The following is a 17,846-nucleotide window of genomic DNA, read 5'->3' on the forward strand; positions in this document are numbered from 1 at the left end:
GGCTGTGGACTATGGCGCAGGAGGTGCGCCGAGCCCGTGCCGGCGTCAACCCGTCCACAGCCTCTTTCGTTCATGCCAAAAACCATCCTGCAGGTAATCCCCCAGCTCGAAACCGGCGGCGCAGAGCGCACCGCCGTCGACATGGCCGCGGCCGTCGTCGAGAGCGGCGGGCGAGCCCTCGTCGCCAGCGAAGGCGGGCGCATGGAAGAAGAGCTGCAGGCGAAGGGCGGGGAAGTGGTGCGGCTGCCGGTCGCCTCGAAGAACCCTTTCGTGATGGCCGCCAATGCCCGCCGCCTCGCCGCGCTGATCCGCAGGGAGAAGGTCGACCTCGTCCATGCCCGTAGCCGCGCCCCCGCCTGGTCGGCGCTTCTCGCCTGCCGCATGACCGGCGTGCCGTTCGTCACCACCTATCATGGCATCTACAATCAGAACGGCGCCGTCAAAGGCCTCTACAATTCCGTGATGGCGCGCGGGACGGAGGTCATCGCCAATTCCGATTTCACCGCCCGCATCATCATGCAGCGCCACGGCACGCCGCGGGAGCGCATTCGCACGATTTACCGAGGCACCGATCTTGCCCGTTTCGACCCGGCGGCCGTGCCGGAGGCGCGCATCGCGGCGTTGCGCCGGGCCTGGGACTTGCCCGCGGACCGGCCGGTCATCCTCAACGTCGCGCGCATCACGCAATGGAAGGGCCATCCGACCCTGATCGAGGCGGCGGCGCGGCTTGCAAAAAGCAAGGATTTTCTGCTGGTTCTGGCCGGTGACGCGCAAGGCCGAGAAGCCTATCTCGCAGGGTTGCGCCGGCAGGTTTCGGAGGCGGGGCTCAGCGAACGCGTGCGCATTCCCGGTCATTGCGACGACGTGCCGGCAGCGCTTGCGCTCGCCTCGGTCGCGGTCGTCGCCTCCGTCGAGGCGGAAGCCTTCGGGCGCTTCGCGGTGGAGGCTCAGGCCATGGGCGTCCCCGCCGTCGTCACCGATCTCGGTCCGTCACGGGAGACGGTGCTCGCCCCGCCGGAGGCCGGAGAGGCGGAGAGAACCGGCTGGCGCGTGCCGGCGGGCGATGCCGCGGCACTTGCTGCCGCCCTTGACCACGCGCTTTCCCTTACCCATCTGGAGATCGACGATCTGGCACGACGCGCCAGATCCCACGCGTCGCGTTTTTCCCTCGATGCGATGACCCGGGAGACGCTGGCGCTTTACGAAGAAGTTCTGTCGCGAGGCGCAAAAACCTAGGACAGATCCCGGCGGGTTGGCCCTGCGACCTTGTTTCGATGAGGTTTTTCTCGGCCCTGCGTTCCGATTTACGTCGCGAAATGCTATTGTGCCCGCCCAGCGCGGCTTGCGAGCCCGCTCCAAGCCTGCAAGACAGCAATTATATAAGGAGAGCTGACCATTCGCAGACCCCATCGTGCGCCACCTCCGGTGAAGGAGGGGCCCCGCGTCAACGACGAGATCCGGCTTCCCGAGATCCAGTTGATCGATCATGAAGGCACTAATCACGGCGTCATTTCCACGGACGAGGCCAAGGCCATCGCCGCGGAAGCGGGGCTTGATCTCGTCGAGATCTCGCCCAATCAGCGACCGCCCGTCTGCAAGATTCTGGACTACGGCAAGTTCAAATACATCTCGCAGAAGAAAGCCTCTGAGGCGCGCAAGAAGCAGAAGACCGTCGACGTCAAAGAAGTGAAGATGCGGCCGAACATCGACACGCACGATTACGAAGTGAAAATGCGCAATGCGCGCCGCTTCGTCGAGGACGGCGACAAGGTCAAGGTGACGATGCGCTTCCGTGGGCGCGAAATGGCGCACCAGGAACTCGGGCTGCAAGTCCTCAACCAGGTTCGTGATGAGCTGGAAGACCTTTCCAGGGTGGAACATGCCCCCAAGATGGAAGGCCGCCAGATGATCATGATCCTCGGCCCTGATCCGCGGAAGATCGCCGCTCTGCAGAAGGCGCAGAAGGAAGCCGAGAAGGCGCGCAAGCGCGAGGAACGCCTCGCAGCGCAGCGGGACGGCAACGCATCGGATGACGCCGAAGCGAACGAGGCGGAAGAGACCGAAGTCGAAGAGACCGAAGTCGACGTCGATGCAGCGAACGAGCCGGAAGACGATACCGATCGGCAGACGGCTCAGGCGGGAGCCGAGGCCTAAGCGAAAGGGCTCAGCCCGACGCATCGCGAGGCGGGCATCGCCTGCGATCGGCCTCGGTGCGGCCTCTCTGTTGAGAGGCGGAATGATTGCCGCGGCCGGCCTGGTCTCGCCAGTTTTTGGCTGCCGGGCCTGCCGCCGCATCGTCTTCGTGCAATGGCCAGTTCCTGACCAGTTCCTGCCCAGTTCCTGCGATGACCAGGGGCACGGCGGAGCGGCAGTGATCCTCTCGTGACAATCGGCAGGGGCGGCGCCCTTGCCTTTAATTTTGCGCTTATCTATAAGCGCGCCTGCCGGATCGCCCGGCTATCTGCCTTCGGGCGGATTGGGCATGCCGTGGCGATCCAGAAAGCTCGTACATGAGCCGATCAGGGATGGGCTCCGCATCCGGCGGGGCCTCTTCCTTATGGAAAGGAGAGCAAAATGCCCAAGATGAAAACAAAAGCGGGCGCCAAAAAGCGCTTCAAATTTACCGCCTCCGGCAAGATCAAAGTGGCCGCGGCCGGCAAGCGCCACGGCATGATCAAGCGCACGACGAAATTCATCCGCAGCGCGCGCGGCACGATGGTGCTCAGCGACCAGGATACGAAGATCGTCAAAAAATACATGCCCTACCAGCGTTAAGGAGAGCGGATCATGGCACGTGTGAAACGCGGCGTGACGGCTCACGCCAGGCACAAAAAGGTCATCAAGCAGGCGAAGGGCTATTATGGCCGCCGCAAATCGACCTTCCGCGCCGCCAAGCAGGCGGTGGAAAAGGCCAATCAGTACGCCTATCGCGATCGGCGCGCGAAGAAGCGCAATTTCCGCGCTCTGTGGATCCAGCGCATCAATGCCGCTGCGCGCCTCAACGGTCTCACCTATGGTCGCCTGATCGACGGGCTCACCAAGGCGGGCATCGAGGTCGATCGCAAAGTCCTGTCCGATATCGCCATCCATGAGCCGGAAGCGTTCACGGCGCTCGCCAACAAGGCGAAGGATGCGCTGGCTTATCTCAAGGACCATACGCCGAACGAGTTCGAGGCCGCCGTCCGCTGACGCCGGTTGAAGCATCCGATATCCAAGGGCGGCCACGGGCCGCCCTTTTTCGTTGCAGCGATTTCCGAACGGCACACGCTTGCGTCAGAAAAGCGAGAGGTCTTTTCTCCGGCGCGCGATGACGCTAGAGCGGTTCCCACCATGACCGAAGACAATGATCTCGTCGCGCTGGAGCGCGATATCCTCGAGCGCATCGACACCGCAGAGAACGAGGCGGCGCTGGAAGACGCGCGCATCGCCTCGCTCGGCAAGAAAGGTGTCGTCTCGGAACGCCTCAAGGGGCTCGGCAAGATGACGCCGGAGGAGCGCCAGGTCGCAGGCCCCGCCCTCAACGGCCTCAAGGCGCGCATCACCGAGAAGATCGAGGCGCGGCGCAGCGTCCTCAAAGAGAAGGTGCTGACAGAGCGGCTGAAGAGCGAGACGATCGACGTCACGCTGCCGGCACGTCCCGAACAGCGCGGCACCATCCACCCGACCACGCAGGTCTGGCAGGAAGTGATCGCCATCTTCGCCGATATGGGTTTCTCGGTCGCCGAGGGTCCGCATATCGAGAGCGACTGGTACAATTTCGGCGCGCTCAACATTCCCCCGGAGCATCCCGCCCGGCAGGAGATGGACACGTTCTATCTGAAGCCGAAGGAAGACGGCTCGCGCATGGTGCTGCGCACGCACACCTCGCCCGTGCAGATCCGCACGATGGAAAACGAGACACCGCCGATTCGCATCATTGCGCCGGGACGCACCTTCCGCTCCGATTCCGATCGCACGCACACGCCGATGTTCCATCAGATCGAGGGCCTCGTCATCGACGAGACGACGCATATGGGCCATCTGAAGGGCACGCTGGAGGCCTTCTGCAAAGCCTTCTTCGAGGTGGACGACTTCAAGATGCGTTTCCGCCCGTCGCATTTTCCCTTCACCGAACCTTCGATGGAGATCGATATCGGCTGCCATTGGGAGGGCGGGGAGCTGAAGATCGGCGAGGGTGATGACTGGCTGGAGATTCTGGGCTCCGGCATGGTCCATCCGAACGTCATCCGCGCCAGCGGTCTCGACCCCGAAAAATACCAGGGTTTCGCCTTCGGCATGGGGCTCGACCGCATCGCCATGCTGAAATACGGCATTCCGGATCTGCGCGCCTTCTTCGAGGCGGATCTCAGATGGCTCCGGCATTACGGCTTTGCCGCGCTCGACATGCCGAGCGTTGCCGAAGGCTTGAGTTGATGCGCCAGGGAGTGCGGCTCCTTCCTCTCGCGTTTTTGATCCTTGGGCTTGCCGGCTGCCAGAACGCGCCAGCGCCCACCCCGGCGTCCGACGACGCTGTCACGGTGGGCGATTGGACCGTGCGCACCGGCGCGGCCGTTCGCGTCGACGCTGTCTATTCGAAGTGATCTAAGAAAACTCCCCCTCTGGTCGCTCTGCAAGCTTCGCACAACCCCAACATGCACAACCTCCCCGTGCAGTCCGCCTATTGGCGGAGAGCGATGGGGATGACGTTATGGAAACTGAATCGGCGCTGCGAGAGCGGCTGTCCTTTCTCCGAATCGGACAAGAAGAGCGCCAACAGCTGCACGCAATGTGGCCGCTGATCGAACCGGCCCTGCCGGGAATCATTCATCGGTTCTACGACCATGTCGGCAAGGTCCCGCATCTCAAAGCGATGATGGGCAACAAGCAGGAGCGGCTCGTCGGTCTGCAGGCCGGGCATTGGGGACACCTCTTCTCCGGTGCTTTCGATGATGCGTATTTCGCCTCCATTCGCCGCATCGGCCTCATCCACCACAAAATCGGCCTGGAGCCACGCTGGTACATCGGAGGCTATGCCTTCGTTCTCAACGAGCTCGTCCGCCACATCACCTCGCTGGGCCGGGTCGGTCGCCGCACCCGCAACCACTGGCTGACCACGATGAACAAGGCGGTGATGCTCGACATGGACATCGCCATCTCCGTCTATGAAGAGGTCCTCATCGAGGAGCGCCAGCGCCGCGGGGCAGCGCTCGCAGACGCGATCTCGGCCTTCTCGGTGGCGGTGGAAGAAAGCCTCTCGGTGTCGCGCCAGGCCAATCTCGACCTGTCGACGAGTGCGGAAACCCTCGACGGTACGACAGGGTCGGCGAGCGCGCTTGCGACACAGGTGGTGGCCGCGGCCGAACAGACGGCCTCGAACATGCAGGCGGGCGCGGCTGCGGCGGAACAGCTCGCCGCCTCCGTCCGCGAAATCGCCGAACACGCCGGACGCTCGGCGAAAATCGTCTCAAGTGCGGTTGTCGGCACCAAGACGACGAGACAATCGGTCTCCGGGCTCGCCGGGCATGCGCGCCAGATCGGTGCCGTCGTCGATCTCATCAACCAGATTGCGTCGCAAACCAATCTCCTGGCGTTGAACGCCACGATCGAGGCGGCCCGTGCGGGCGAGGCCGGCAGAGGCTTTGCCGTCGTCGCCCAGGAGGTGAAAGCGCTCGCCGGGCAGACCGCCAAGGCGACCACGGAGATCGTCGGGCTCGTCACGGCCATCCAGTCCGCGACGCAGGAGACGGAAGATTCCATCGGCGACATCAGCCGCATCATCGAGGAAGTGAGCGAGACCGCCACGGCGATCTCGGCCGCGGTCGAAGAGCAGAACGCGGCCACCGCTGACATCGCCAACAACGTGAATCAGACCGCGGACAATGCGCGTTCGGTGGTGGAGAGCATGGAGATCCTCAATTCCTCCACGACGAACGCCGCCGATGTCGCCCATAAGGTCAAGACGGCAAAGGACACGCTCGACAGAGAGCTCGGCCGGCTGCAGGGCGACATCTCGAAGTTTCTGGAGACGGCACAGGCCGCCTGAACTTCGCCGCACAGGGCGGCGGAGTTCGGCCGCCATCGCGGTCCGGGGGCTGCTGCGGTGAGCCGAAACCCACACGTATGCGCGCACTGCGGGACGGGCGCTCCTCTCGCGGCACGAGAAAAACCGGCGCCGCCTCCATGCGACGCCGGTTTTCATGATGACAGAGAGGCTCTCCCCGGCGCGGATCGGTCGTTCCCGAACCCTGCCGACAAGCGCTTCTCGGTCGCTCTTCGTTGCTGTCGCGACACCTCGCCTGCCTGCCGACCTTGCTTGGTGCGGCAGAGGCGTCTAGGGATCGGCAACGATCGCGACGAAGACGAACATGAAATTCACTCTCTCCTGGCTCAAATCCTTCCTCGACACCGACGCTTCGGCAGAGGAGATCGCCGACAAGCTCACCATGATCGGTCTCGAGCTTGAAAGCCTCACCAATCCGGCCGATGCGCTGAAGCCCTTCGTCATCGCGAAGGTGCTCGAAGCCAAGCAGCATCCGAACGCCGACAGGCTGCGCGTCTGTCAGGTCGATCCGGGAACGGGCGAGGCCATTCAAGTGGTCTGCGGGGCGCCCAATGCGCGCACCGGAATGATCGGCGTTTTCGCGCCTGTCGGCTCTTACGTTCCGGGCACCGGCATCGAGCTCAAGGCCGGCAATCTGCGCGGCCAGGCTTCGAACGGCATGCTGGTGTCGGAGCGTGAATTGATGCTCTCCGACGATCATGAGGGCATCATCGACCTTCCCGACGACGCGCCGGTCGGCACGCCCTATGCGACCTGGGCGGGGCTGGACGACCCCGTCATCGATATCGGCGTCACGCCGAACCGGCCCGACGCTCTCGGCGTCTATGGCATTGCCCGAGACCTCGCCGCAGCCGGGATGGGCACGCTGAAGCCGCTCGAGGCGGCACCGGTCGAGGGAGCCTTCAAGAGCCCGCTCGGCGTCGAACTGCGGTTCGAGGACGGCGATACGAGCCCCTGCCCGCATTTCGTCGGCCGCTATATCCGCGGCGTCAAGAACGGCCCCTCCCCCGCCTGGATGCAGAAGCGGCTGCGGGCGATCGGGCTTCGGCCGATCTCGGCGCTTGTCGACGTCACCAACTACATGACCATCGCCTATGGCCGGCCGCTGCACGTCTTCGATGCCGCCAAAGTCAAAGGCACCATCCATGCGCGCCTGGCAAAGCCCGGCGAGACCATCGAGGCACTCGACGGGCGCACCTATACGCTCGACGAGACGATGACGGTGATTGCCGACGATGCCGGGCCGGAAGGGCTCGCCGGCGTCATGGGCGGCGAGGTGTCGGGCGTCAGCGAGACGACGACGGACGTGTTTTTGGAATCGGCCTATTTCGATCCGATCCGCACCGCCTCGACCGGGCGCAAGCTCAACCTTCTGTCCGATGCCCGTTATCGCTTCGAGCGCGGCATCGACCCGGCCTTCACCGAGCCGGGCGCGGAGATCGCCACCCGCCTCATCCTCGACATGTGCGGGGGCGAAGCCTCCGAGATCGTCATTGCCGGCGAAGCGCCGCTTCGAAACGCCAATGCGCGTCTGCGCATGAACCGCGTGACGACGCTCGCGGGCGTCGAGATCGCACCACGGACCCAGGTCGATATTCTGGAAAGCCTCGGCTTCGCGATTGCCGGGACCGACGAGGAGATCGTCGCAGCGATCCCCTCATGGCGTCCGGACGTCAATGGCGAGGCGGATCTCGTGGAAGAGATCGTGCGCATCTACGGGCTTGAGAAGATCGCTCATGTCATGCTGCCACGCACCGATGCCGTCACGAAGCCGAAGCTCTCCGTGCAGCAACGGCGCCGGTTCAAGGCCGCCCGCGCGCTTGCCTCGCGCGGCTTCAACGAGGCCGTGACCTGGTCCTTCCTGCCCTTCGATCAGGCGCGTCTTTTCGGCGGCGGCGAAGACCTCCTCGCCCTCGACAATCCAATCTCGACGGAACTGTCCGACATGCGGCCGTCCCTGCTTGCCGGATTGATCACAGCCGCCTCCAAAAACGCCGATCGCGGCACGGAAACGCAGGCGCTTTGCGAGGTGGGGCAGGTCTATCCGGGCGACCGCCCGGAGGATGAACGCCTCCACGCCACGGGCATCCGCCTCGGTGTGACGGGGCCGCGCAGCGCGCTTCAGGCCCCGCGCGGCGTCGATCTCTTCGACGCCAAAGCGGACGTGCTCGCAGTTCTCGAACTTCTCGGCGCAGCGGTCGACAAGGTGCAGGTGCAGGCCGAAGGGCCCGACTGGTATCATCCGGGGCGTGTCGGCACGGTCACTCTCGGTCCGAAGAACAAACTCGCGACCTTCGGTGAACTTCACCCCCATATCCTGGAGGCTTTCGATGTCTCGGGACCGCTCGTCGGCTTCGAGATCGACATCGACGCCATTCCGGTGCCGAAATCGCAGCGTGCGGCACGCGCGGCATTGAAGATATCGGGCTACCAGACTGTCCGGCGTGACTTCGCCTTCGTCATCGAAGACAATGTTCCCGCAGAAAAGCTGGTGCGGGCGGCCAAGGGCGCAGAAAAGAGCCTGATCAGCCAGGTCAACGTCTTCGACGTCTTCAGAGGCGCGGCAATCGGCGAAGGCTACAAGTCGATCGCCATCGAAGTGACACTGACGCCCGAAGACCGCACATTGACGGAAGCAGAGATCGAGGCAGTCTCCAGCCGCGTCGTTCAGGCCGTGGAGAAGGCAACTGGCGGTCAGTTGCGGCGTTGAACCCAACGAGATCTTCCACAGCTTGTGGTAAAGCTGTGGAAATCGTACGATTCGTACTGAAGAACGTCCGATATCTCAGGATGTTGGCGGATGTTTTTGTTTTGTCCTTCCCGGAGGGAAGGTTGAAGATCAAAGCAGGAACAAGACCGTCAAACGATCTCGTCCATAACCTCGTCTGAGAGGTTTTCCGGAACGATCGTGACCGGAATCGGGAATGCGGCACCGCCTTTTTGCGCAATCGAGGAGACGAGCGGGCCAGGCCCTTCCGAGCCGCCGGAGGCGGCGAGCACGAGAATGGCGATATCCTCGTCTTCTTCGATGAGCTTGCGGATCTCGTCGGCGCGCTTGCCTTCGCGGATGACGAGCTCGGGCTCGATCCGCGACATGTCGGCCATGCGCGAGGCGAAGCGCCCAAGAATATTCTCCGCCTCTTCCATGGCTTCAGCGCGCATCACTTCTTCGACGCCCAGCCAATGCTGGAAATCACCAGGCTCGATGACGAAGAGCATGGTGACGGCGCCGTTGGTGCGCTCCGCACGCTTTGCGGCATAGCGCATCGCGCGCACGCATTCCGGCGTGTCGTCGATCACCACCAGGAATTTTCGCTTGTGGCCCTCTGCCCGGGCGCGTCTCGGCCGCATCATGCACTCATGCTGCCATTGGCGGGAGCTGTCAGCAAGCGTGGCGTCGCCGTCATGCGGCAGACCCGCTCTTGGCTTGCGGCCGCAAGAGCCCGACCACGTCCTTCACCTCATCCATGATCGGATCGGCAATGGCGCGCGCCCGGTCGGCGCCACGGGCGAGCAGCGCGTCGATCTCGGCCGGATCGGCGAGCAGGCGCCGCATCTCGTCGGCAATCGGCGCGAGGCGAGCAACCGCAAGATCGGCGAGCGCCGGCTTGAAGGCGGCAAAGCCCTGTCCGCCATATTCGGCGAGCACGGCCTCCTTGCTGGTGCCGGCGAGCGCGGCATAGATCCCAACGAGGTTTTCGGCGCCGGCGCGATCTTTGAGACCCTCGATCTCAGAGGGAAGCGGCTCCGGATCGGTGCGCGCCTTGCGCACCTTCTGGGAGATCGCATCGGCGTCGTCGGTCATGTTGATGCGCGAATAATCGGACGGGTCCGACTTCGACATCTTCTTGGTGCCATCGCGCAGGCTCATGACGCGCGTCGCGGGCCCCGTGATGAACGGCTCCGGCAGTGGGAAAAACTCTTCTGCGAAGCCGTGAGCGGCGATCGATTCGGCGAAGTCGTTGTTGAACTTCTGCGCAATGTTGCGGGCGAGTTCCAGATGCTGCTTCTGATCCTCGCCGACCGGCACATGCGTGGCCCGGTAGACGAGAATGTCGGCGGCCATCAGGTTGGGATAGACGAAGAGGCCCGTGGAGACGTTCTCACGATCCTTGCCCGCCTTCTCCTTGAACTGCGTCATGCGGTTGAGCCAGCCCATGCGGGCAACGCAGTTGAACACCCAGGCAAGCTCGGCGTGAGCCGCCACGGCCGATTGATTGAAGATGATCGAGCGCTCGGGATCGACGCCGCCGGCGATATAGGCGGCGGTCAATTCGCGAATGTTGGAGCGCAGCTCCTTCGGATCCTGCCACAGGGTGATGGCGTGGAGATCGACGACGCAATAGATGCAATCGTGCGTCTCCTGCATCTTCACCCAGTTCACCATGGCTCCGAGATAATTGCCGAGATGCAGCGAATGGGTCGGTTGCATGCCGGAAAAGACACGGTGTGGATGGCTTGTCATGGGGATTGTCCGAAAGGAAACGGTGGGAATTTCGGATGCCGTTATCGCCGCTCGATCACCACCACGCAAGGCCGCTTCACGCAGCCCTGCGCCGCATGAGACCGGCGAGCGCACGCAGATCCGCCGCCCCGATCAGATGCGCCACGGCGAAGTAAACGGCGGCGGCAACGCCGCATAAGCCGAGCAGCAGACCAAAACGTACGAGGAAGGGTTCGCCCGGCGCCATCAGCGGTGCGAGCCAGAGGGCGCCGACGTAGAGAACGCCGCCCAGAACCGCCGATGCTGCGACAATGCGCGGCGTCCGGCGCAGGACGACACTGTCGACGGTCCAATGGCCGCGACGGCGCAACGTCAGGATGAGCAGCGTGATGTTGGTCCAGCCGGAAACCGCCTCGGCGGTCGCGATCCCCGCCTCGGCAAAAATCGGAAAGAGCGTGAGAGCGAGCGCCACGTTGATCGAAACGGCGATGGCGGAAAACATCATCGGCGTCTTGGTGTCTTCGCGGGCGAAATAGCCGGGCGTGAACACCTTGACGAGAACGAAGGCCGGCAGGCCGAAACCGAAGACGCGCAGGGCTGCGGCCGTCGCCTCTCGCGTCTCCACGGAAAAGGCACCGCGCTCGAAAAGCACACTCACCAGCGTTTCGGGGATGGCGATCAGCGCGGCGGCTGCCGGCAGCGTCAGGAAGAAGGCGAATTCGAGCGCCCGGTTCTGCACATGCGTCGCCTCGCGAAAATGCTCCGCCTTCAAGGTGCGCGACAGTTCCGGCAGGAGGACGACACCGATCGCGATCCCCACCACCCCGAGGGGCAGCTGATAGAGCCTGTCGGCATATTGCAGGATCGAAATGGCACCGGCCTTGGTGGAGGCGATGATCTGGCCGATGAAGAGATTGATCTGCGTGATGCCGCCGGCGGCGGCCGCAGGTGCCGCAAGCCAGAGAAGCCGCTTCACCCCGGGGGTCCACTTCGGCCGCTTCAGGCGCATATGGAAGCCGATGCGGCGCGCCGCCCAGGCGACCAGGAGGAGCTGCAGCACACCCGCCACCAGCACCGACCAGGAGAGGATCCGGCCGACCTCGGGTCCGCTCATGTCCTGCAAGAAGGTGACGGCCAGGGCGGCGATCGTGGTGACGTTCAGAAGGACGGGGGCGAGCGCGGGAATGAAAAACGTGCGGTGGGCGTTCAAGACGCCCGTCACCATCGCCGTCAGCGACATCAAGACGAGATAGGGAAACATCACCCTGAAGAGCTCGATCGTCAGGGTGAACTTTGCGGGATCCTCACGGAAGCCCGGCGCCAGAATGGTGACGATGAGCGGGGTGGCCACCATGACGAGGGCGGTGAGGGCGAGAAGCACGAACATGAGCGCCGCCAGCACATCCTCGGCGAACAGGCGGGCCCGATCCTCCCCGTCGCCTTCGAGCGTGCGCGAATAAAGCGGCACGAAAGCCGCGTTGAAGGCGCCTTCTGCAAAAAGCCTACGAAACAGGTTCGGAAACCGGAAGGCGGCGTAAAAGGCATCGGCCACCGGCCCAGCACCGAGAGCCGCGGCGATCAACATCTCCCGGACGAAACCGAGAACCCGGCTGGCGAGCGTGGCGCCGCCGACGGAGACGAATTTTTTGACGAGGCTCACGGGCGGCGGCTCATTCTGTAAAAAAGCGCGGAGGGGAGAAGAGAAGCAAGGAGGCCGCTCTCAAGAGGCGGCCAAGGCCGCCGCATCCGCGGCAGCGCCTTCGATGATGGCAACGAGTTCGCGCCGGATGCGCTTCTGGCGCGCCTGCGCCGTGATTTTCTGGCCGAGAAGATCGGTCACGTAGAACGTATCGACCGCGCGTTCGCCGAAGGTGGCGATGTGGGCGGAGGCGATGTCGAGACTGAGATCGGCGATCACTCGCGTCAGATCGTAGAGAAGCCCGATGCGATCGAGACAGGCGATCTCGATCACCGTGAACCGGTCAGAGAGAGAATTGTCGATCTTGACGTCCGGCTCGATGGTGAAGGCATCCTGCTTGGCCGGACCTTCACGCCGCTTGGCGAGCATGTCGGGAAGATGCACATGGCCGGCCAGCGCTTGTTCGATCAGGGCTGCGACCCGCTCGGCGCGCCGCCTCTCATCCGCATCCGCCTCGAAAGCGCGGGAGACGACAATGGTATCGAGAGCGCGACCATCCGTGGTGGTAAAGATTTGCGCGTCGACGATGTTCGCCCCCGTCGCCGAGCACGCCCCGGCCATCAAAGCGAGAAGCCGCGGATGGTCGGGCGTCAGGATGGAAATCTCGGTGACGGCCTCGAAATCGCGCACCGTCACCTCATGGGCGAAAGGCCGATTGCCGTCGCCCGTGCGGCGGATGAACTCGGCGTGCCGGACCTGGTCTTCCAGGGCCGTGCGCAGCCAGTAGGCCGGGTAATGCAGTTCGAGCAGGCGTTCGCGCTCCTCCTGTGGCCAGTCGGAAAGCTTGGCGGAGAGCTCGGCGCGGGCGCGGGCGATGCGCTCGTTGCGGGCGATCTTGGAATGACCGCCGGTCAGGATCAGCTCGGTCTCGTTGTAGAGCGTGCGCAGAAGCTGGCCTTTCCAGCCGTTCCAGACACCGGGCCCGACGGCCCGGATATCGCAGACGGTGACGATCAGGAGCAGCTTCAAACGCTCCGTCGTCTGCACCACCTTGGCGAAGTCCATGATGGTGCGCCGATCGGCAAGATCGCGCGACTGCGCCGTGATCGACATCGTGAGGTGCTGCTCCACGAGCCAGGCGACGGTTTCCGTCTGGTGGGCGGTGAGACCGAGCCGCGGGCCGACCTTTCTGGCGATGCGGGCCCCGGCGATGGAATGATCTTCCACCCGCCCCTTGGCGATGTCGTGCAGAAGCAGCGCCACGTAAAGCACCGTCTTGTCTGCAATCTCCGGCAGAAAATCCATGCACAGCGGCAAATCTTCGGTGAGGCGACCGCTTTCCAAAGCGGCGAGCGTTCCGATCGTGCGGATCAGATGCTCATCCACCGTGAAGTGGTGATACATGTTGAACTGCATCATCGCGACGATGCGGCCGAACTCCGGCAGGAACTTCCCGAGCACCCCGGTCTCGTTCATCTGCCGCAGAATGACCTCCGTATTCTCTCCCGAACAGAGGATCGAAAGGAACAGGCGGTTCGCTTCCGGATCGTTCTGCAGATCCGGCCCGATCAGGCGCAGCGACTTCGTGATGAGGCGCACCGTATCGGGGTGAAAGGCGTGGCTGCCTTCCGCGGCATAATGAAAAACGCGGATGAGATTGACCGGATCGCGGGTGAAGACGGCTTCGTCACGCTCGCGCAGCCGGTTGTTCTCGACGTAGAAGTCGCCGAGAAAAGCGGCCTCCTGCCGCCGCACTTTGAACGTCCGCAGGAGACGGTTGAGGCGCGCCTCCTTCTTCTGCTGGCGCTCTTCGAGGGCCGCACAGACGATGCGCGTCAGGTCGCCCACGTCCTTCGCCACGAGAAAATAATGCTTCATGAAGCGTTCGACGGCTTTGAGCCCGGGATGCCGGGTGTAGCCGAGCCTTCGGGCGAGCTCGGGCTGGAGATCGAAGGAGAGGCGTTCCTCCGCCCGGCCGGTGATGAAATGCAGATGACAGCGCACCGCCCAGAGGAAGTCGTCGCATTTGCGGAAGAGACGGTTTTCGGCCCGACTCAGAAGCCCGGCCTCGACGAGCGCCTCGCCACCGGCATGCGTCTGATAGACGTATTTGCCGATCCAATAGAGCGTCTGCAGATCGCGCTGGCCGCCCTTGCCCTCTTTGACATGCGGCTCGACCAGATAGCGTGACGTGCCGATGCGCGCATGCCGGGAATCGCGCTCTGCGAGCTTGGAAGCGATGAATTCCGGCGCCGTGCCTGCCACCACTTCCTTGTTGAAGCGCTCCTGTAGCTCCTTGAACAGGCTGTCTTCGCCGCAGAGGAAGCGAGCCTCCAGAAGCGCCGTGCGCACAGTCATGTCCTGCCTGGCCATGCGGATCGATTCCGTCACCGTGCGGGTTCCGTGCCCCACTTTGAGGCCGAGATCCCACAGCATGTAGAGAACGAATTCCGTCACGCTCTCCGACCAGGCGGTGGATTTATAAGGAAACAAAAACAGCAGATCGATGTCGGAGCCGGGCGCAAGCGTGCCGCGGCCGTAGCCGCCGACGGCGGCAACCGTGAGCCGCTCGGCGGAAGAAGGATTGCTCGCCGGATATACGAGGCCGCCGAAATCGACGAGAGCCACGATCATGGCGTCGAAGAAGGTCGAAAGCCTCTGTGCGGCCCTAACCCCCTTGCCGTCGGCCTCCAGATCCTCGCGCACTTTGGCGCGCGCCTCGCCGAGGGCGGCTTTGAGCCCGGCAAGAAGCTGCGCCCGCGCTCCGGTCCGCGCCGGATCGCCGTCCGCAAGAGGCGCACGAAACACCTCGGCCAATCGCTCGGGATCGATCGGCAAATCCGCGTAGCGGGAAAAATCGAGATCTATCGCAGAACGGAGTTCGGTCTCAGTCACGCTCATATCTTTGCCGATCGACGCAGGCGTTTCAGTTCAAACAATTGGTCGAGAGCCTGCCTTGGGCTGAGCTCGTCCGGGTCGAGCCCGTCAATATAAGCCAACAACTTCGTGGTTTCTTCATCGATCTCGACGCGCGCCGGCCTTGCGGCGAAGAGCGGCAGGTCGTTCAACAACTCCGCCGGGCTGGACTTGCGGTCGGCCGCCTCGAGCCTGTCGAGGATGACACGAGCCCGGGCGATGACCGGCGAGGGCAGGCCGGCGAGTTTTGCGACCTGGATGCCATAGGAACGATCGGCCGCGCCGGCGACGACCTCATGCAGGAAGACCACATCGCCCTTCCATTCCTTCACCCGCATCGTGGCGTTGTCGAGGCGGGGAAGCTTGCCGGAGAGCGCGGTGAGCTCGTGATAATGGGTGGCAAAGAGCGTCCGGCAGCGGTTCTGCTCGTGCAGATGTTCAACCGCCGCCCAGGCGATGGACAGGCCGTCGAACGTCGCCGTGCCGCGCCCGATCTCGTCGAGAATGACGAGGGCTCCGGGGCCCGCCTGATTGAGGATCGCCGCCGTCTCGATCATCTCCACCATGAAGGTGGAGCGACCGCGGGCGAGATCGTCGGCAGCCCCGACGCGCGAAAAAAGCCCGTCTACGACGCCGATATGCGCGGCCTTGGCCGGCACATAGGCGCCAGTCTGGGCGAGGATCGCAATGAGGGCATTCTGGCGAAGAAAGGTCGACTTGCCCGCCATATTCGGGCCGGTGACGAGCCAGATGCGGCCCGTCTCGTCGTCGGCGTTGCCCAGGTGGCAGGAATTGCCGACGAAGCTGTCGCCCGAGCGGCGGAGCGCCTGTTCCACCACGGGATGGCGCCCCTCCTCCACGATGAAGGCGCGGCTTGCATCGATATGGGGGCGAACGCAGTTTTCCGCCGCCGCAAACTCGGCGAAGCCTGCAGCGACATCGAGGGCCGCCAGCGCCTCGGCCGTCCGGCGGATATCACCGGCAAGCGCTCCGGCCGCCTGCGCGAGATCGGCGAAAACCTGCAACTCGATCGCCAGCGCCCGGTCGGCGGCGGAGGCGATCTCACGCTCCAACTCTCCGAGCCGCGGCGTCGTGAAGCGCATCGCATTGGCGAGCGTCTGGCGGTGGATGAAGCCCGATTCCTCCTTCTGCAGAGGTGCGGCCTGGGCGGCGCTCGCCTCGACGAAATAGCCGAGCACGTTGTTGTGGCGGATCTTGAGCCCGCGCACGCCTGTCGCGTCGCTGTATTCCTTCTGCAGCGAGGCAATGATGCGACGGCTTTCGTCGCGGAGAAGCCGCAGTTCGTCGAGGTCGGACGAGAAACCTGCCCGCACGAAACCGCCGTCCCGCTTGAGGAGCGGCAGTTCCTCGGCAAGGGCTGAGTCGACCGACTGACTGAATTCGCGCGGCGCCTGAGAGAGAAGGCCGGCGATCTCCTTAAGCTCTGATTCTAAAGGCAAATCGAGCTTGGATAAGAGATCCGACAAAGACAGAGCGACCCGCAAACCGGAGGAGAGCGCAGAGAGATCGCGAGGACCGCCTCGGTCCAGGGTCAGGCGCGTGAGGGCGCGCAGAATATCAGGTGCCTCACTGAGAACGCGCCGCAGTCTGGTTCTGAGCGCGTCTTCGTCCAAAAGCGTCGCGACGCTGTCGAGACGAAGATTGACCGCGGCCGGATCCGTCAACGGGCTCGCCAGACGCTGCGCGAGAAGACGGGAGCCTGCGGGCGTCACCGTGCGGTCGATCGCCTCGATCAGCGAGCCTTTCTTCTCGCCATGCAGCGTGCGGAAGAGCTCGAGATTGGCCCGGGTAGCCGCATCGATGCGCATCGCCGCGCCGTCATGCTCGCGGCGGAGCGGCGCGATCGGCGGACGTGCCGCGATCTGGGTCTTTTCGACATAGGCGAGAATGGCCGCGGCGGCCGCCGTCTCGGCGCGCGAGAAATCGCCGAGGCCGTCGAGCGAGGCGACGCCGAAATAGGTCGTGATGCGTGCGCCGGCCGTCCCCGGCTCGAAAAAGGAGGCTGGCAGCGGCGACAACGTGGCCCCGACGAGAGCGACGGCCGAGGAGAGCGCCTGATCGCTCGCCAGCCTGTCGACGACGAGCACTTCGCTCGGCTCGAGCCGCGCAAGACAGCGCTCCAGCCCGCCCGCCGGCACGGTCGTGACGCAGAACTCGCCGGTCGAAATATCGATCCAGGCAAGCGCATGGGCCGGGGCCTCGCCGTCGGAGGCCGGGATCCGGCTGACGGCCGCCAGAAAGTTGTTGCGCCTGGCGTCGAGCAACGTCTCTTCGGTGAGCGTGCCGGGCGTGACGAGACGCGTCACCTCACGTCGAACGACGGATTTGGAGCCGCGGCGCCGGGCTTCCGCGGGATCTTCCGTCTGTTCGCAGACGGCCACACGGAATCCAGAGGCGATCAGCTTCTGCAGATAATCGTCGGCCGCGTGCACCGGCACGCCGGCCATCGGAATATCCTCTCCGAGATGCTTGCCGCGCTTCGTCAGCACGATGCCGAGGCAGCGCGACGCCTTCTCGGCGTCGTCGAAAAAGAGCTCGTAGAAATCGCCCATGCGATAGAACAGGAGGCAATCCGGATTGGCCGCCTTGATCTCGATATATTGCTCCATCATCGGCGTCAGCTTGGGCGCACCGGCCTCCTTGGAAGCAGGCTCGGCAGGACGGGGCACCGGGGACGACGCCGGAGCGGTTTTTGTAGCGGAAGCGGTCGGCATGCGCGAAGCTTAACGACAGCGCCGCGCCGATGCCACATCGACCGGGCGGAAGGCCCCAAGATTCCGAAGCCG

Annotated in this window: 11 protein-coding genes and 1 pseudogene; 7 read left to right on the forward strand and 5 right to left on the reverse strand. The window is 64.1% G+C overall.

Annotated elements, in window-relative coordinates:
* Positions 1-72: 72 nt before the first annotated feature.
* The 7 genes and pseudogenes from ACK8CP_RS15000 to pheT all read left to right on the forward strand — a co-directional run bounded on the left by ACK8CP_RS15000 (position 73) and on the right by pheT (position 8,750).
* Positions 73-1,236 carry a glycosyltransferase gene (locus ACK8CP_RS15000; RefSeq protein WP_414832356.1) on the forward strand — a complete coding sequence of 388 codons (1,164 nt, stop codon included), beginning with the start codon at positions 73-75 and terminating at the stop codon, positions 1,234-1,236.
* Positions 1,237-1,395: 159 nt separating this feature from the next.
* Positions 1,396-1,926, forward strand: a pseudogene (gene infC / locus ACK8CP_RS15005) (translation initiation factor IF-3); the annotation flags it as partial.
* Positions 1,927-2,574: 648 nt separating this feature from the next.
* A complete protein-coding gene (rpmI, locus tag ACK8CP_RS15010) occupies positions 2,575-2,775 on the forward strand; it encodes a 50S ribosomal protein L35 (protein ID WP_234629972.1) in 201 nt (66 codons plus the stop codon).
* Between the two features lie 12 nt (positions 2,776-2,787).
* Positions 2,788-3,189 carry a 50S ribosomal protein L20 gene (gene rplT / locus ACK8CP_RS15015; RefSeq protein ID WP_234629973.1) on the forward strand — a complete coding sequence of 134 codons (402 nt, stop codon included), beginning with the start codon at positions 2,788-2,790 and terminating at the stop codon, positions 3,187-3,189.
* A 141-nt stretch (positions 3,190-3,330) separates the two neighbouring features.
* Positions 3,331-4,413, forward strand: coding sequence for a phenylalanine--tRNA ligase subunit alpha (gene pheS, locus ACK8CP_RS15020; RefSeq protein WP_414832357.1), 1,083 nt, complete (start codon positions 3,331-3,333; stop codon positions 4,411-4,413).
* A gap of 274 nt (positions 4,414-4,687) precedes the next feature.
* Positions 4,688-6,022: a protoglobin domain-containing protein gene (locus tag ACK8CP_RS15025; RefSeq protein ID WP_414832358.1), complete on the forward strand. Its 1,335-nt coding sequence runs from the start codon at positions 4,688-4,690 to the stop codon at positions 6,020-6,022.
* Between the two features lie 322 nt (positions 6,023-6,344).
* Positions 6,345-8,750, forward strand: coding sequence for a phenylalanine--tRNA ligase subunit beta (gene pheT, locus ACK8CP_RS15030; RefSeq protein ID WP_414832359.1), 2,406 nt, complete (start codon positions 6,345-6,347; stop codon positions 8,748-8,750).
* A gap of 149 nt (positions 8,751-8,899) precedes the next feature.
* Here pheT and ACK8CP_RS15035 read toward each other — a convergent pair whose 3' ends face one another.
* The 5 genes from ACK8CP_RS15035 to mutS all read right to left on the reverse strand — a co-directional run bounded on the left by ACK8CP_RS15035 (position 8,900) and on the right by mutS (position 17,774).
* Positions 8,900-9,394 carry a universal stress protein gene (locus ACK8CP_RS15035; protein WP_261215807.1) on the reverse strand — a complete coding sequence of 165 codons (495 nt, stop codon included), beginning with the start codon at positions 9,392-9,394 and terminating at the stop codon, positions 8,900-8,902.
* Positions 9,395-9,443: 49 nt separating this feature from the next.
* Positions 9,444-10,505 carry a tryptophan--tRNA ligase gene (trpS, locus tag ACK8CP_RS15040; RefSeq protein ID WP_414832360.1) on the reverse strand — a complete coding sequence of 354 codons (1,062 nt, stop codon included), beginning with the start codon at positions 10,503-10,505 and terminating at the stop codon, positions 9,444-9,446.
* Positions 10,506-10,581: 76 nt separating this feature from the next.
* Complete coding sequence (gene murJ / locus ACK8CP_RS15045; RefSeq protein WP_414832361.1) at positions 10,582-12,144, reverse strand: murein biosynthesis integral membrane protein MurJ; 1,563 nt, start codon at positions 12,142-12,144, stop codon at positions 10,582-10,584.
* 60 nt (positions 12,145-12,204) lie between these two features.
* The gene (locus tag ACK8CP_RS15050) at positions 12,205-15,024 is read right to left on the reverse strand and encodes a [protein-PII] uridylyltransferase (RefSeq protein ID WP_414832362.1); all 2,820 of its coding nucleotides are present in this window, start codon (positions 15,022-15,024) and stop codon (positions 12,205-12,207) included.
* Positions 15,021-17,774 (reverse strand): DNA mismatch repair protein MutS, encoded by a 2,754-nt coding sequence (mutS, locus tag ACK8CP_RS15055; protein WP_414832363.1) that lies wholly within the window; start codon positions 17,772-17,774, stop codon positions 15,021-15,023. The genes ACK8CP_RS15050 and mutS overlap by 4 nt, the downstream gene beginning before the upstream one ends.
* Positions 17,775-17,846: the final 72 nt, after the last annotated feature.

Origin of the sequence: Afifella sp. YEN Y35 (assembly GCF_047553465.1) — a bacterium.
Classification (GTDB): Bacteria; Pseudomonadota; Alphaproteobacteria; order Rhizobiales; family Afifellaceae; genus Afifella; species Afifella aestuarii.

What these genes read in the sequence shown, in the direction of transcription:
- ACK8CP_RS15000 (WP_414832356.1), top strand. Translation starts at nt 73, where the DNA reads ATGCCAAAAACCATCCTGCAGGTAATCCCCCAGCTCGAAACCGGCGGC.
- rpmI (WP_234629972.1), top strand. Translation starts at nt 2,575, where the DNA reads ATGCCCAAGATGAAAACAAAAGCGGGCGCCAAAAAGCGCTTCAAATTT.
- rplT (WP_234629973.1), top strand. Translation starts at nt 2,788, where the DNA reads ATGGCACGTGTGAAACGCGGCGTGACGGCTCACGCCAGGCACAAAAAG.
- pheS (WP_414832357.1), top strand. Translation starts at nt 3,331, where the DNA reads ATGACCGAAGACAATGATCTCGTCGCGCTGGAGCGCGATATCCTCGAG.
- ACK8CP_RS15025 (WP_414832358.1), top strand. Translation starts at nt 4,688, where the DNA reads ATGGAAACTGAATCGGCGCTGCGAGAGCGGCTGTCCTTTCTCCGAATC.
- pheT (WP_414832359.1), top strand. Translation starts at nt 6,345, where the DNA reads ATGAAATTCACTCTCTCCTGGCTCAAATCCTTCCTCGACACCGACGCT.
- ACK8CP_RS15035 (WP_261215807.1), bottom strand. Translation starts at nt 9,394, where the DNA reads ATGATGCGGCCGAGACGCGCCCGGGCAGAGGGCCACAAGCGAAAATTC.
- trpS (WP_414832360.1), bottom strand. Translation starts at nt 10,505, where the DNA reads ATGACAAGCCATCCACACCGTGTCTTTTCCGGCATGCAACCGACCCAT.
- ACK8CP_RS15050 (WP_414832362.1), bottom strand. Translation starts at nt 15,024, where the DNA reads ATGAGCGTGACTGAGACCGAACTCCGTTCTGCGATAGATCTCGATTTT.
- mutS (WP_414832363.1), bottom strand. Translation starts at nt 17,774, where the DNA reads ATGCCGACCGCTTCCGCTACAAAAACCGCTCCGGCGTCGTCCCCGGTG.